The sequence below is a fragment of the uncultured Shewanella sp. genome, from assembly GCF_947497935.1.
Taxonomy (GTDB): domain Bacteria; phylum Pseudomonadota; class Gammaproteobacteria; order Enterobacterales; family Shewanellaceae; genus Shewanella.
The window spans coordinates 38312-52074 of the sequence record NZ_CANMIO010000006.1; the positions used below are offsets into that span (position 1 = coordinate 38312).

General features: G+C 45.9%; 14 protein-coding genes. All 14 read left to right on the forward strand.

The genetic code is table 11. The features are described from left to right. The first annotated feature begins 2 nt into the window (after positions 1-2). The 14 genes from Q1A86_RS08625 to Q1A86_RS08690 all read left to right on the forward strand — a co-directional run bounded on the left by Q1A86_RS08625 (position 3) and on the right by Q1A86_RS08690 (position 13752). Positions 3-1223, forward strand: coding sequence for a type II secretion system F family protein (locus tag Q1A86_RS08625; protein ID WP_299805433.1), 1221 nt, complete (start codon positions 3-5; stop codon positions 1221-1223). Positions 1224-1241: 18 nt separating this feature from the next. Continuing rightward, positions 1242-1733 (forward strand): hypothetical protein, encoded by a 492-nt coding sequence (locus tag Q1A86_RS08630; RefSeq protein ID WP_299805436.1) that lies wholly within the window; start codon positions 1242-1244, stop codon positions 1731-1733. Between the two features lie 79 nt (positions 1734-1812). Beyond that, positions 1813-2421 carry a type II secretion system protein gene (locus Q1A86_RS08635; RefSeq protein ID WP_299805439.1) on the forward strand — a complete coding sequence of 203 codons (609 nt, stop codon included), beginning with the start codon at positions 1813-1815 and terminating at the stop codon, positions 2419-2421. A 116-nt stretch (positions 2422-2537) separates the two neighbouring features. Beyond that, complete coding sequence (locus Q1A86_RS08640; RefSeq protein ID WP_299805442.1) at positions 2538-3041, forward strand: type II secretion system protein; 504 nt, start codon at positions 2538-2540, stop codon at positions 3039-3041. A 26-nt stretch (positions 3042-3067) separates the two neighbouring features. Beyond that, on the forward strand, positions 3068-3553 hold the full coding sequence (locus Q1A86_RS08645) for a type II secretion system protein (RefSeq protein WP_299805444.1): 486 nt from the start codon (positions 3068-3070) through the stop codon (positions 3551-3553). A 324-nt stretch (positions 3554-3877) separates the two neighbouring features. Continuing rightward, positions 3878-4354 carry a type II secretion system protein gene (locus Q1A86_RS08650; protein ID WP_299805446.1) on the forward strand — a complete coding sequence of 159 codons (477 nt, stop codon included), beginning with the start codon at positions 3878-3880 and terminating at the stop codon, positions 4352-4354. Beyond that, positions 4341-4916 carry a type II secretion system protein gene (locus Q1A86_RS08655; RefSeq protein ID WP_299805449.1) on the forward strand — a complete coding sequence of 192 codons (576 nt, stop codon included), beginning with the start codon at positions 4341-4343 and terminating at the stop codon, positions 4914-4916. Before Q1A86_RS08650 ends, Q1A86_RS08655 begins: the two co-directional genes overlap by 14 nt. Continuing rightward, on the forward strand, positions 4916-5800 hold the full coding sequence (locus tag Q1A86_RS08660; protein WP_299805452.1) for a type II secretion system protein: 885 nt from the start codon (positions 4916-4918) through the stop codon (positions 5798-5800). Before Q1A86_RS08655 ends, Q1A86_RS08660 begins: the two co-directional genes overlap by 1 nt. Continuing rightward, positions 5790-6287, forward strand: a complete 498-nt coding sequence (locus Q1A86_RS08665; protein WP_299805454.1) for an MSHA biogenesis protein MshP — start codon at positions 5790-5792, stop codon at positions 6285-6287. Before Q1A86_RS08660 ends, Q1A86_RS08665 begins: the two co-directional genes overlap by 11 nt. Before the next feature lie 277 nt (positions 6288-6564). Continuing rightward, positions 6565-10440 (forward strand): DUF6701 domain-containing protein, encoded by a 3876-nt coding sequence (locus Q1A86_RS08670; protein WP_299805455.1) that lies wholly within the window; start codon positions 6565-6567, stop codon positions 10438-10440. Between the two features lie 172 nt (positions 10441-10612). Next, on the forward strand, positions 10613-11662 hold the full coding sequence (locus Q1A86_RS08675) for a rod shape-determining protein (protein ID WP_012156947.1): 1050 nt from the start codon (positions 10613-10615) through the stop codon (positions 11660-11662). Positions 11663-11703: 41 nt separating this feature from the next. Beyond that, positions 11704-12591 (forward strand): rod shape-determining protein MreC, encoded by an 888-nt coding sequence (gene mreC / locus Q1A86_RS08680; protein WP_299805460.1) that lies wholly within the window; start codon positions 11704-11706, stop codon positions 12589-12591. Continuing rightward, on the forward strand, positions 12588-13076 hold the full coding sequence (mreD, locus tag Q1A86_RS08685; RefSeq protein WP_299805462.1) for a rod shape-determining protein MreD: 489 nt from the start codon (positions 12588-12590) through the stop codon (positions 13074-13076). Before mreC ends, mreD begins: the two co-directional genes overlap by 4 nt. Before the next feature lie 79 nt (positions 13077-13155). Beyond that, positions 13156-13752 carry a nucleoside triphosphate pyrophosphatase gene (locus Q1A86_RS08690; RefSeq protein ID WP_299805465.1) on the forward strand — a complete coding sequence of 199 codons (597 nt, stop codon included), beginning with the start codon at positions 13156-13158 and terminating at the stop codon, positions 13750-13752. The last annotated feature ends 11 nt before the right edge of the window (positions 13753-13763 follow it).

Below are 13763 nucleotides of genomic sequence, written 5' to 3' on the forward strand. Positions count from 1 at the left end.
GTATGCCTACATATCAGTACCGCGGCCGAAGTGCTCAAGGTGAGCAAGTCAAGGGGCTTGTTGACGCAGCCTCTGAGAGCGCGGCTGCCGATCAACTGATGTCTCGTGGGGTGATCCCGCTGGATCTCGTGTTAGCAAAAGAGGTGAAGGAGTTTAACCTTAAGGCTTTATTTAAAGGTAAGGTTGCTTTAGACGAGTTGCAGATTTTCACTCGGCAGATGTATTCACTGACGCGATCAGGGATCCCCATCTTACGAGCGATCGCAGGTCTTTCTGAGACGACACATTCAGTTCGTATGAAAGAGGCGCTCGATGATATTTCAGAACAGTTAACCTCTGGTCGCCCTCTATCTTCGGCGATGAATCAGCATCCAGATGTATTTGATGCGCTTTTCGTTTCTATGGTTCATGTGGGTGAAAACACGGGTAAACTTGAGGACGCTTTTATTCAGCTTTCAGGCTATATCGAACGTGAACAGGAGACCCGCAGACGCATTAAGGCGGCGATGCGTTACCCGATCTTTGTATTGATCGCGATCGCGATTGCCATGGTGATCCTTAATATCATGGTGATCCCCAAGTTTGCTGAAATGTTCTCCCGGTTTGGCGCCGATCTACCTTGGGCGACTAAAATATTAATTAATACCTCTAATGTGTTTGTAAACTACTGGCCTGCAATGCTCCTTGTGCTGGTGGCTGGATTTGTTGGCATTCGCTATTGGCATAGCACCGAAAAAGGTGAGAAGCAGTGGGATAAATGGAAGTTAAATATTCCTGCTGTCGGCAGCATTATTGAACGTTCGACTCTGTCTCGCTATTGTCGCAGTTTTTCAATGATGTTGAGCGCCGGTGTACCCATGACCCAAGCCCTGAGTCTGGTGGCGGATGCTGTCGATAACGCCTATATGCACGACAGCATTGTGGGGATGCGTCGTGGCATCGAGTCTGGTGAGTCTATGTTAAGAGTATCGAATAACAGCCAGCTGTTTACGCCACTAGTGTTGCAGATGGTCGCAGTAGGTGAAGAAACGGGGCAGATCGATCAATTACTCAACGATGCCGCCGATTTTTACGAAGGTGAAGTTGACTACGATCTGAAAAATTTGACCGCAAAGCTAGAGCCTATTTTGATTGGTTTTGTCGCCTGTATCGTGTTGGTGTTGGCACTGGGTATCTACCTGCCAATGTGGGACATGCTCAATGTGGTTAAGGGCGGAAACTGATGAAGCAGGAAAAGCGCCGTGCTTAGTCAACATAAAGCCGATGCAAAGCTGCTCGATGTTTATGGCAAGCTTATTGCTTTGATTATTTTGCTAATCGTATTGTTTTACTTGAGTTTTAATTACTTTGGCAGTATTAGACTGCTTGGGCAACCTCGCATGCAAGTGGAGCATACGCGTTTGCTCAATGTGCTCGGAGTGGCACGATCTCAATGGTTGATGCGCAGTAAGCCGGATATTCTATTGCTTGACTGGTATTCCGATGACCAAGAACATGCTTCATCTACTGGGAAGGTACGTATGGCCCGAGGGGGCTGGCCTATTCCAGACGAGACAAGTGTTGCGGGTTGTCGACAATTATTGATTGAATTGTTGGGCCCTGGTTATACCAAACAAATTGACACCCGATTCAATCCAGATACTGGTGTTTGCCGTTATCTTGGCGAGTCGGGCGAAAGTATTAGCTATCAAACCACTTCTGGACGGGTCATTTTTTTGACGCCTGCCCGCTAAGAGCGGCTGAATAGTGAAATTATCTGTTTTCTAATTTTAACAAACTGCTAGAATAGCCGCATACAAGATTGGGGGTAAAATGAAACAACAGTATCAAAAAGGCTTTTCTCTTATAGAGTTGGTCATAGTTATCGTGATTTTAGGTCTGTTGGCAGCAACTGCTATCCCACGTTTTTTAAACGTAACTGATGATGCTGAAGACGCTAGTGTAGACGGTGTAGCAGGCGGTTTGAGCACTGCTGTGAGCTTTGTACGTTCACAGTGGGAAGTCGATGGTCGTCGTAATAATACCGTGTTACTGGACGGAACAAGGGTTGCTCTTGATACTCGTTTTGGTTACCCAACGGGCGCGAGCAATACCGATGCGAAAGGCATGAGCCAAGACTCTTGCCAAGAAGTGTTTGATCTTGTTTTACAAAATGCACCACGAAGCGTAGTTTCAGGAGAAGACGCGCGTAAAGCAAGGTATGTAGTGAGCATGGCAAAAGGAGCGGGTGGCAATTCAAACAGCATAGATGGCGAGCTTGTTAGCGATCTAGACGTTTGTTTGTATTACCTAGCCTCATCACTAGTGTTGAATCCACAGACGGGAATACCGACTGAAGATTTAACCAATTTAAGTAACTTGGCGGGTAAAGGGGTGACCTACAACCCAGGTTCTGGTCAAGTGGCTAGTTTTATTGATTAAAAAATCTTTATTTATTGAAAGAATTAGTCGTTAGTTATTGATATAAATAGTGAATAATTTTCGGTAGACAGGTTTAACCTGTTTGCCGTATTTGATATGTGATTGAGGATATGAATATGCAAAAGCAAAATGGTTTTACACTAATCGAATTAGTGGTTGTTATTATCATTCTAGGTATTTTGGCTGTTACTGCGGCGCCTAAGTTTATCAACCTACAAAGCGACGCGCGTGCATCTGCACTGCAAGGCGTTAAAGGCGCAATCCAAGGTGCTAACGGTCTAGTATTCGCTAAATCAGCTTTAGCGGGGGACGAGAAGAAAGTGGGTTCATCTTGGGTTGGTGATACTGGTGTAGATATTGGGGCTGAAAATCTAGCTAAAACTAACTTTGGCTACCTACAGGCAACACTAGCAGAGTTTAATAATGCGATCGATGCTGACTTTGGGTTGTCAACCACAGATCCACTTCCTGAGTGGGTTGTTGTTGCAAATGGTGGAACACCAGCAACTATGACTATCAAGCAAGCGGGCTCTCCAGCTGATAATTGTCAACTAGTATATACAGAGGCTGAAAGCACTTCTGTTGTACCTACTTACCTAATCACTGATACAGGCTGTTAATCGAACCTGTTTAAGAGAAAATGAAAATGCAAAAGCAAAATGGTTTTACCCTAATCGAATTAGTGGTTGTGATTATCATTTTAGGTATCTTGGCAGTCACTGCTGCGCCTAAGTTCATCAACCTACAGAGCGATGCGCGTGCGTCAACTCTTCAAGGCTTGAAAGGCTCAGTGCAGGGAGCTAACTCGTTAGTTTTTTCAAAAGCGGCTATTGCTGGTAAAGAAAAACTACCTGATACCACTGTGCAAATTGGTGCAGATGCTGCCGATACGGTAAAAATAGCTTATGGTTACCTGCAGAATGACAAGCAATCACTTTTGGATGCTTTAGATATTAGCGAAGATGATTGGACATTTGTTCCAGGCACTTTGTCTACAGCTACAGTTATTTATCAGAATGGCTCTCCATATGACGGTACCTCTAATCCTAAGGTAGATTGTCACTTTGAATACACTCCAGCTCAAAGCTCAAGTGTTGCTCCCAAATATGAAGTAAAAGACACGGGTTGTTAATCTTTGCACCCATTTAAAAGGCCTGCCTCGCAGGCCTTTTTTGTATCTAAGGCGTTAGTGCTGGCTTTATTTGCCATAATTATTAAACTGTTGGAAAATCAGGTTTAAGATGGTGAAAAGCCGGAAAAGCCGGAAAAGCCGGAAAAGCCGGAAAAGCCGGAAAAGCTAAAATAGACACTAGCTTGCCGTTAAATCTTTTCTAGCAGGGCGTAGCCCGCTCTAGCCGTCGCAACGCGGCGTCCTAGGATCTAGATTCTAGTTTTAGCTGTGAAGCGAAACGGTAATGAATACAACTAAACACTGCTGAATCAATCAGGAAGTTCAATGCATAGAGTGCAGCGACACGCAGGCTTTACATTAGTGGAGCTGGTTACCACGATAATCCTTATTGCCATTCTTGCTGTGGTGGTTATTCCACGCCTACTAACCTCTTCCAGTTACAGCGCGTTTACCCTTAGAGATGAGTTTATCAGTGAGCTGCGCAAGGTGCAGATCATGGCGATGAACAATCAAGATCGCTGCTACCGTTTATCGGTTACCGATACCGATTATCAAGTCTCTCGTTTTAATGGTGCTTGCACGGGGACCCCTGTGCGTACCGATGCTGCGCAACTGTTCCAAGGTGGTGCCAACTTAGCTTTGCTTAATGGTGGCGCTAGCAGTTTTAATATCGAATTTAATCTCCAAGGCGTGCCGATAGTGAATGGTGCTCGCTGCAAGGGTAACTGCATCAGTGTTATCGCCGATGAAACCCTATTTTTAGCGATTGAATCTGAAGGCTATATCCATGATGGGCAATAGATTGTCAGCCATGAAGTGGCAAGCTCAGAAAGCCTTTACCTTAGTCGAGCTAGTCGTGGGCATGGTGGTGATAAGCATAGCCTTTGTTTTGCTCAGTACCATGTTATTTCCGCAGGCCGATCGCGCCGCCGATACCTTGCATCGCGTGCGTTCTGCGGAGCTCGCTCACTCTATTTTAAATGAGATCTGGGGTAAACGTTACGATCAAAACACCAATGCCAACGGTGGAGTCCCCGCTTGTGGCGCTCCAGCAAAACCGAGTTTAGGGCTGCCTGCAGGCTTAGCTTGCACCGCATCTGCAAATCTTGGCCCCGATAACGTTGCTGGCGTGATTGAGACTCGAAATACCTATAACGATGTCGATGATTACAATGGGCTGACAATTAACAGCCCTATGCTCAATAGCAGTGAGACCTATGCCCAGCGTTACATTAATTATAAGTTATCGGTTAAGGTTGAATATAACGATTTACCAAGCCTCAATACTAAGTTAGTCACTATCGATATCACTACACCAAAAGGTGAGCTGATGACCTTCAATGCGATTAGGAGTAACTATTAATGAATGCGTTAATACGTCCTGCTTTTAGGCCATTGAATCAGCTTAAACAGCTTAAGTCTAAGGGCTTCACCTTGGTCGAGATGGTCACTGTGATTATCATCTTAGGGGTGTTAGTGCTTGGGGTGAGCAGTTTTCTTATTTTGGGCACCCGCATCTTTATTGATGCTACCTCTGTAGATCGAGTGATGAGCCAGAGCCGTTTTGCTATCGAGCGTATGACTCGAGAGCTGCGTAATGCTGTGCCAAACAGTATTCGCGTCCGTGATAGTGGTGATGGTGCTTGGCAGTGCATCGAGATGATGCCCATCACCTCAAGCGCGTCTTATATGGATATGCCGATAGCGCCAGCATCTGCTGCTAATATTGGTACGGCGATGCAATCCAGTGCCAGCGCACCTTTAACCGCGGATCAATTTTTACTGATTTATCCATTGTCTCCAGCCGATGTTTATACCTCAGGAGCTAACACCCAAGGTAAGCTGTTTAGTATTGATAGTGTTACAGCGAACGCAACAACCAATGATCTTACAATCGATTTTGGTCGTGGAATACGCTTCGACGAAGCCTCGCCAAGACAGCGTTATTTCGGTGTTCAAGGAGCGGTGAGTTACTGCTTTGAGCAAGTGACAACAGAATTGAGCTTCTTAAAGCGTTACGCGGGTTATGGCTTTAATCATCCTAATTTACAGCCTGCGCCAGCGGATATGGGCACTGGGGTGCTGATGGCTGAGAATGTGGTGAATACCATAGCAAGAAACAGCCCAATGGCTTATACCCCAGGAACATTACGCAATAATGCCATGGTGCATCTAAACCCGCTGTTCGATGTACAAGGACAGACGTTTCAATATCATCATCAAGTGCAGGTGATCAATGTCCCCTAATCGAATGCTTTCTCTTAGCCGAGCTAGCAAATTACCACAACGCTCTAAGCAAACGGGAAGTGCGTTAGTGATTGGTATATTTATTATCACAGTCATGTTTTTGCTGGCAGCGACACTGATCAATATCTTGGATGATGCTGATCAAGAGATAAGTCTTGAGGTGTGGGGCACCCGCGCTTTTGCGGCGGCCAATAGCGGCGCCGATCGCGCTTTAGCGACTCTGTTTCCTGTTGATGGTAGCGGGGGGAGCTGTAATGCGCAAACTACTTGGAACATAGGTTCTGATACCAATTTAGTCGGCTTTCATGGCTGCGACGTGGTGATGACCTGCTCAGCTGTGACCACCAACTTACCGCAAAATAATATGACTCAATATCTGGTTACCAGCACGGCAACCTGCAGCACTGGACAATGTGATTCAGGCAGCGATAGCGATGCCAGTTGTATTCGAGTCAGTCGTCAGGTGGAGGTCGAAGCACGTGATTAAACTTAGGCTACTCTTGGGCAGCTTATTCGCTATCCTTGCATTCACTTCGATATCTGCTTTTGCGGTTCCACAGTGTGATGAAATATTTACCAATCCACCTTCGGGAAGTCATGATCCCGGACTTACACCTCCACCGGATTTGCCGAATTCGGGGGAGCTAATATGTAATAAACATGGTTGCAATCCTACTCATTTTTTCCAACCTGGAGATTTTTACTTTGGAGTTGGTGACCTAAAACAAGGGAATTTTATTTATACCAACGGTGCAACTACTCGCTTGTACTTTGATAATCTTTCTTTGAATGGGGCACACCTAAACGTTTATGGTGAAACTCAAGATCTTATTATTTATGTCTATGGTGACTTCGATGTTGCGGGACAGAACACGATAAACGGTATTGTTTACGTAGCCGGAGACGTTAAATTATCGGGTAACGCGAGTATTGAGGGGGCACTTGCCTCTGGTGGTAATTTAACTATTGGTGGTAATGGCGACGTAGACTTCGATGAGGATGCAATTGAGGATGCGGACTTTGGAGGCATGTGTAGTAACGATCCTGTCAACCCTGCCATTCCTGCTCAATGTCCAGCAGGCCAAAGTAACATTCAGGGCTTAACTTATCGAACCTATGATGCTCGATCTTGGTATTCCGATAACTACAGTCCAGCGAATCCGAATGAGTTTAAAACATTAGTTAATTTGGTCCGAACGACAGAGAAGCAAATCGGGGAGTCCATTGAAACAGATTTAAATCAGAAAGGTAACGGTATTAACCCACATTCAAACGCCGCAGTCGATCAAGATCTATATTTAGGTGTGTTTGAAGGATACATAGAGGCGCCTGAAACGGGCGAGTATACCTTTGCTATCGATGGTGATGATGCTATTGAGCTATTGATTGATGGTGAAGTGATAAAAGGGTTTTACGGCGTTCACTCGACCTGTGATTGTACTAGGTACCAAGGTAAGGTATCCCTTGAGCAAGGGGCACATACCATAGAGTTAAGATTTCATGAAACCTTCGGTGCAGAGGCTTTTCGCCTGTATTGGAAAACGCCCTCTTCAAATCGTTTTGAAACCGTCCCCGCAAGCCAGTTGCTAACCTGTCCTGCGCCGCAGTTTGAATTTGGCCGTGCAGAGCTCGATAGCAATGGTTTAGCCACAATCAACTTCAACAATAACTATGCAGCAGCACCTGTGATTATGGTGATGCCAACCATTGATATTACCAATAACGATGATGACAGCGATCGCCCATCAACAGTGAGAGTTAATCACCTCAATAACGGTTCTGCACAAATTCAGCAAATTAATTCAAATTGGCCTTATGGGCTGAAAAAGCCGATGGGCAGCATTGATTACTTTGTAATGGAGCCGGGTTATCGTTTTCTGGAAAGAGGTAAAGCACTGCAAGCTGGTAAAGTGTGGACCGATAAATACCAAGGCAAAAACCTGGCTCAATCAGGACGAGGTTACCAAAATGTCGTTTACCCGCATAAATTCGGTGATAAACCGGCCATGCTTGGTCAAGTGCTTAGCCACAATAATAACCGCTTTATAACGACAGCAATTAATAGCGTAGATAGCCAGGGGCAGTATTTTGATATTGCGATCGAAGGATCTGAAATTAGCACGCCCATTACGACTCATGAGTGGCTAGGATATGTCGCGGGGTTAGGCAAAGGCAGTATGGTGGTCGATGGCACCTCGCTGCAGTATGAATTTGTTAATGATGCACTTAACCATGGCGATGGCAGTCGTACGCGTTATTTGCATCAGCAGTGTAACTTTTTGAATCGATATGAGAATGACTATCCGGCTCAACCCATAACCATTGCTAATAAAAACCAGCGTAATGGTGGTGATGGCGGCTGGGTGCGCCGCTGCCTAAAAGATGGCTTTAATGACCATGTGAGTTTTGCTGTTGATGAAGACCAGGACCGTGATTCTGAAAGAATGCATCTAGCAGAAAAAATCGGTTATTTTGCATTTGAATATGCCGCCGAGCCGCCTGCGGTGAACCATTATCGAATTAGTTTCGATTCAGGTGCGCTTAGCTGCGCTGCGAAATCGGTGACGATTCAGGCCTGCGCCGACAATAACTGTAGCTCGCTGCTAACCGATCCTGCTTTTGTGACCCTGACTAAAAACGGTGCCAACTATAACAGTGAGACTTTTACAGGGAGTACTACTACTGAGGTTTGGCACCCACAGGGGGGCTTGGTTACCCTAGGCTTAAGCTCGACCGTACCTAGTGCAGACTACAGCTGCTATATCGATGGCAACTTGGTTGCCAATGCTCAATGTCAGCTCAACTTTGAAAACAGCGGTATCTACTTCGATATTGATGACTCTACTGCCTGTAAAAACTCCAGTAACTTCGAGTTATTTGCGGTTAAGCAAGATGAGACATCAATAGTTCCTCAATGTGTGCCGTTATTTGCTAATCAAACTAAACCAATAGACTTTGCATTTAACTACATTACGCCAGATGCAACAGAGGTTAATGATGCGGCTAAGCTCAGCGTAAATAGTTTACACGGTACTACCACAAGCACTGAGATTGCAGGGGGCAGTAGTAAGCAGTTGCAGGTGCAATTTGACGCCAATGGTAAAGCACTGCTAAATGTAAACTACCCTGAGGCGGGCAAAGTGGAACTGGCGGCAACGTTAACAGAAGTGATTGAGTCACCAGATGGTAGCACTAGCGAGACTCTGGTGCTTGAGCACAGCGATAGGTTTGTCTCTAAGCCTGATGGTTTTCACTTCTTTAATACGTCAGGAAAAAATGGCTGCACAGGCGCTAATTGTGACTTATTTGCCAAAGCAGGTGATGACTTTAACATGAGTGTTAAGGCTGTGTGTTTTGACGATACTAAGCCTTATAAAGATCGCGATGCACTGAAAAATTTCAGGTTTACAGATATGAAAATTAAGCCTGTGCTGCAAGCGCCTTTAGTCTCTAATGGAGATGACAAGGATGGCGGCCTTGGAGTACTAGGACAAACAAGCTTGAGTTTTACCAAGGCAAACAGCTCACCATTAAAGCTGACTAATCAGAGTTATTCAGAAGTCGGAGCAATCAGCTTCGCACTCGATGGCGATGTAAATTATGTCGGTGCTTCTATCTCTGAAGCCAATTCAAGCAGCGATATCTTTGGCCGTTTTTCACCTTATTTTTTAAGTGTTAGCGCTAATGAACCTAGCCCCGATATGCAATGCGGCAGTTTCACCTACATGGATCAGCCCTTTGGCTTTAGTTCTGGTAGTGAGCCGACGCTGTCGATTAGCGGTAAAAATAAAAGTGGTGCTGAAACTCGCAATTATCAAATAGGTGACTGGTGGCGCTATCACGGCAAGCAATGGTTAGATCGCAGTTATAGCGATACCTCAGGCGCAAAATCAATGGATGGTATCGAGCTGCAAGTGTTGGATGAATCGCCTATCTCCGGCATTGTCGATTACTATCCGATTAGTGATGAAAACAGCAGACAGCGGGCTTATCTGAGCGGTGCCAAGCTGCACTATGCCCGAACAGCTTCAGCTGCAGTGCCGTTTAGTGGCCAGTTTGATCTTGCGTTGTCAAAGAGTGATGTGACCGATAAAGATGGTATCTGTTATCGAGATACCGCCAGCGATAATTGCCGTGAGTTTATTTTTGAAGATATTGCTAAAGACGATGCCTTTGCTTTGCGCTACGGTCGCTTCGTGATGCAAAATGCCTATGGCCCGTCATCAGAGGAGCTGCGTTTAGATGTTGGTAGCCAATATGTGGCTGCCGATATTAATGGCGAGGCGCAGTGGCTTACCAATACGGCTGACAGCTGCTCGGTATTTGATACCTCCAGTGCCGCGGAGTCTGCCGATATTGGATTACACTTATCACCCGATGCGGGACTAGAAGGCGTACAAGGTTTTACGCGTTCGGGTGGTACAGGTAAAGCGGGGCTCATTGGTTTGGGTAACAGCTTTATCTATTTCCCTGCCCCGAATACCGACGGTGAAGTGGGTTTGCAGCAGCATCTGGATAAATGGTTGCAGTGGTATTGGAATTTTGATTCAGTAAACGGTTTACAAGATCCACGAGCAACAGCTTACTTTGGCACCTACCGCGGTCATGATCGTATTATTTACTGGCGAGAAGTTAATTAAATGTCAGTAATTGAGGGCGAGACAAGTTATTGACTCGCTCTTTAGCGGTTATATCGCAAAAAATACAGTTTCATTAGCAATTGTTAACCTCTGCGGTCTTGTGGATTTTAAGAAGCGTGATAAAGTTACCTGATTTCTTTTTTCTACGATTCCACATAGACAGGCTGGTTACATGTTCAAGAAGCTACGCGGCATTTTTTCTAATGATCTTTCGATCGATTTGGGTACAGCAAATACGCTAATTTACGTCCGTGAAGAAGGCATTGTGCTAAACGAACCTTCAGTTGTTGCTATTCGTGGAGAGCGAAGCGGTTCGGGTCAGAAGTCGGTTGCGGCCGTCGGTACTGAAGCAAAGCAGATGCTAGGTCGTACACCCGGAAACATTCAAGCAATTCGTCCGATGAAAGATGGCGTTATCGCCGACTTTTATGTCACCGAAAAAATGCTTCAGCATTTTATCAAGCAAGTTCATAACAATAGTGTGTTCCGTCCAAGTCCTCGCGTTCTGGTATGTGTACCTGTGGGTGCCACTCAAGTTGAACGCCGTGCGATCCGTGAATCTGCAATGGGCGCTGGCGCACGTGAAGTGTATTTGATTGAAGAGCCAATGGCAGCTGCAATCGGTGCTGGCCTGCCAGTTTCTGAAGCGACGGGTTCTATGGTTGTCGATATCGGTGGTGGTACAACAGAAGTAGCGATTATCTCGCTAAACGGTGTGGTTTACTCATCGTCTGTACGCATCGGTGGTGACAAGTTTGATGATGCGATCATCAACTATGTTCGTCGTAACTACGGTAGCTTAATTGGTGAGGCAACGGCTGAGCGTATCAAGCACACAATCGGTACTGCATACCCAGGTGATGAAGTATTAGAAATTGAAGTTCGTGGTCGTAACCTTGCTGAAGGTGTACCACGTAGCTTTACATTGAACAGCAATGAAATCTTAGAAGCACTGCAAGAGCCACTATCGGGTATTGTGAGTGCGGTTATGGTTGCACTTGAGCAGTCTCCTCCAGAATTGGCGTCAGATATCTCTGAGCGCGGCATGGTACTAACTGGCGGTGGTGCACTTATTCGTGACCTAGACAGATTACTGATGCAAGAAACGGGTATTCCTGTGATGATCGCAGAAGACCCGCTTACTTGTGTGGCTCGTGGTGGTGGTAGAGCTTTAGAGATGATCGATATGCATGGCGGCGACCTGTTCTCTGAAGAAAACTAACCACGGTTAAAAAGGGCGGTTATACACCGCCCTAGTTTGTTATGAAGCCTATTTTTGCTCGCGGTATTTCCAACCAATTTAGATTAACACTGGCAGTCATTATGTCGGTGATCTTGCTTGTCGCTAACGACAGGCTAGAGCCTGTGCGTAATTCCCTCTCTTCACTATTAAGCCCTTTGCAATATGTGGCTAATATTCCTGGCGCCTTACTGGATCTTTCCGCCGAAAGTCTCGCTACGCGTAATATGTTGGCCAAGCAAAATAAAGAGCTATTACGTCATCAACTCTTGATGAGTGAACGCTTACAGCGCTTTGAACATCTTCGCCAAGAAAACGATCGTTTACGCGGATTACTCGGCTCTCCTGTACATATGGATGCCAAGAAGGTGGTTGCCGAAGTCATGGAAGTGGCAAGCGACCCATTTCGTCAGTATGTGGTACTCAACCATGGTTCACGTAGCGGCGTATTTGTTGGCCAACCTGTGGTTGACGCTCAAGGTGTCGTGGGACAGGTTGTGCAGGTGAGTGAGCTCACCAGCCGAGTGTTATTACTTTCCGATACCACCCACGGTATTCCGGTACGAATTACCCGTAATGATGTTCGACTGATGGCATTTGGCACAGGCGTGCTCGATGAGCTAGAGCTAAGGCATGTCGCAAAGAGTACCGATGTTCGTGTCGGCGATCTACTGGTATCCTCCGGTCTGGGTAAGCGTTTTCCTGAAGGCTACCCCGTTGCTCGAATCATGAGTGTCGAAAAAGATGATGGTAAGAATTACGCTACCGTTATCGCCCAACCTCTAGCGGCCTTAGACAGAATTCGTTATCTGTTACTACTTTGGCCAGATATTGAATCTGACGATGGCGAGCTCACACCACCGCAAGGTGTTGAAGAGGCGATAAAGGCCAGTCAGGAGAGCACTCAATGAGTTTACATGTCGCAAATGGCCGTTGGGTCGTTTGGTTAAGCCTATTAGTGGCTATGCTGTTTCAAATTATGCCCTTACCAGATGTGGTAGAAGCATGGCGCCCAGATTGGCTGTTACTGGTTATTATCTACTGGGCGATGGCACTACCTCATCGATATAACATTTTAACGGCATGGCTACTTGGTGTGATGCTAGACATCTTACTCGGGGCAACCTTAGGTATTCGTGCCTTTGCTATGTCAGTTGTGGTGTATGTTGTGGTATTGCACTTTCAGCGCTTACGTAATTTCCCTATGTGGCAACAAGCTTTATTGGTGGCCATGCAGGTCGCAGTATATAACCTCGTGGTATTTTGGGTACAGTTTGTTACCGAGTCCGCAGTGTTTGATATTAGCCTGTTCTATCCAGCAATATCCAGTTTGATAATGTGGCCATGGATCTTCTGGCTCTTGCGCCGTATAAGACGCCTGTACAAGGTGAGATAGACGCCAGTTCATTAGCTCGCAGATTCAGATTCATCTTTGAATTTGTTAGCTTAGTTAGAATCAAAAAAAGGTACTCAATATGCAGTTAGTACTCGCTTCGGGCTCGCCTCGTCGTAAAGAATTGTTAGGCCAGTTAGCTTTTTTAAATACTAACCGTGCCATACCATTCGAGTTTGAGATCTTGGCGGCCGATATTGATGAGAGTCATCAAGTTGGTGAGTCTGCTGAAGAGTTTGTGCTGCGATTAGCACAGGAGAAAGCCATGGCAGGCCTGACCTTATACGGTACAGGTAAACAAGCCGTGGTGTTAGGCTCTGATACGATCGTGGTGCAAGGCGAAACCATTTTGGGCAAGCCTATCGACGAGGTTAATGCTGCGGAGATCTTGGCAAGCCTATCGGGTAAGGCGCACCAAGTGATGACAGCCGTAGCCCTAACCGATGGCACTAAGACGGTAAGTCGATTAGTTAAAACACAGGTGCAGTTTAGCACCCTAAGCGAAACTGATATTTTGGCTTATATTGCCACGGGTGAGCCGATGGATAAGGCGGGTGCCTATGGGATCCAAGGCTTAGGTGGAAGTTTTGTTGAAGCTATCGAGGGAAGTTATTCCGCGGTAGTCGGGTTACCTTTGGTCGAAACCCGTGCGTTGTTGTGTGAGATGCAAGTTTTATAGCGATAAGAAAC

What these genes read in the sequence shown, in the direction of transcription:
- Q1A86_RS08640 (WP_299805442.1), top strand. Translation starts at nt 2,538, where the DNA reads ATGCAAAAGCAAAATGGTTTTACACTAATCGAATTAGTGGTTGTTATT.
- Q1A86_RS08675 (WP_012156947.1), top strand. Translation starts at nt 10,613, where the DNA reads ATGTTCAAGAAGCTACGCGGCATTTTTTCTAATGATCTTTCGATCGAT.
- Q1A86_RS08665 (WP_299805454.1), top strand. Translation starts at nt 5,790, where the DNA reads ATGTCCCCTAATCGAATGCTTTCTCTTAGCCGAGCTAGCAAATTACCA.
- mreD (WP_299805462.1), top strand. Translation starts at nt 12,588, where the DNA reads ATGAGTTTACATGTCGCAAATGGCCGTTGGGTCGTTTGGTTAAGCCTA.
- Q1A86_RS08625 (WP_299805433.1), top strand. Translation starts at nt 3, where the DNA reads ATGCCTACATATCAGTACCGCGGCCGAAGTGCTCAAGGTGAGCAAGTC.
- Q1A86_RS08655 (WP_299805449.1), top strand. Translation starts at nt 4,341, where the DNA reads ATGATGGGCAATAGATTGTCAGCCATGAAGTGGCAAGCTCAGAAAGCC.
- Q1A86_RS08660 (WP_299805452.1), top strand. Translation starts at nt 4,916, where the DNA reads ATGAATGCGTTAATACGTCCTGCTTTTAGGCCATTGAATCAGCTTAAA.
- mreC (WP_299805460.1), top strand. Translation starts at nt 11,704, where the DNA reads ATGAAGCCTATTTTTGCTCGCGGTATTTCCAACCAATTTAGATTAACA.
- Q1A86_RS08645 (WP_299805444.1), top strand. Translation starts at nt 3,068, where the DNA reads ATGCAAAAGCAAAATGGTTTTACCCTAATCGAATTAGTGGTTGTGATT.
- Q1A86_RS08690 (WP_299805465.1), top strand. Translation starts at nt 13,156, where the DNA reads ATGCAGTTAGTACTCGCTTCGGGCTCGCCTCGTCGTAAAGAATTGTTA.
- Q1A86_RS08635 (WP_299805439.1), top strand. Translation starts at nt 1,813, where the DNA reads ATGAAACAACAGTATCAAAAAGGCTTTTCTCTTATAGAGTTGGTCATA.
- Q1A86_RS08650 (WP_299805446.1), top strand. Translation starts at nt 3,878, where the DNA reads ATGCATAGAGTGCAGCGACACGCAGGCTTTACATTAGTGGAGCTGGTT.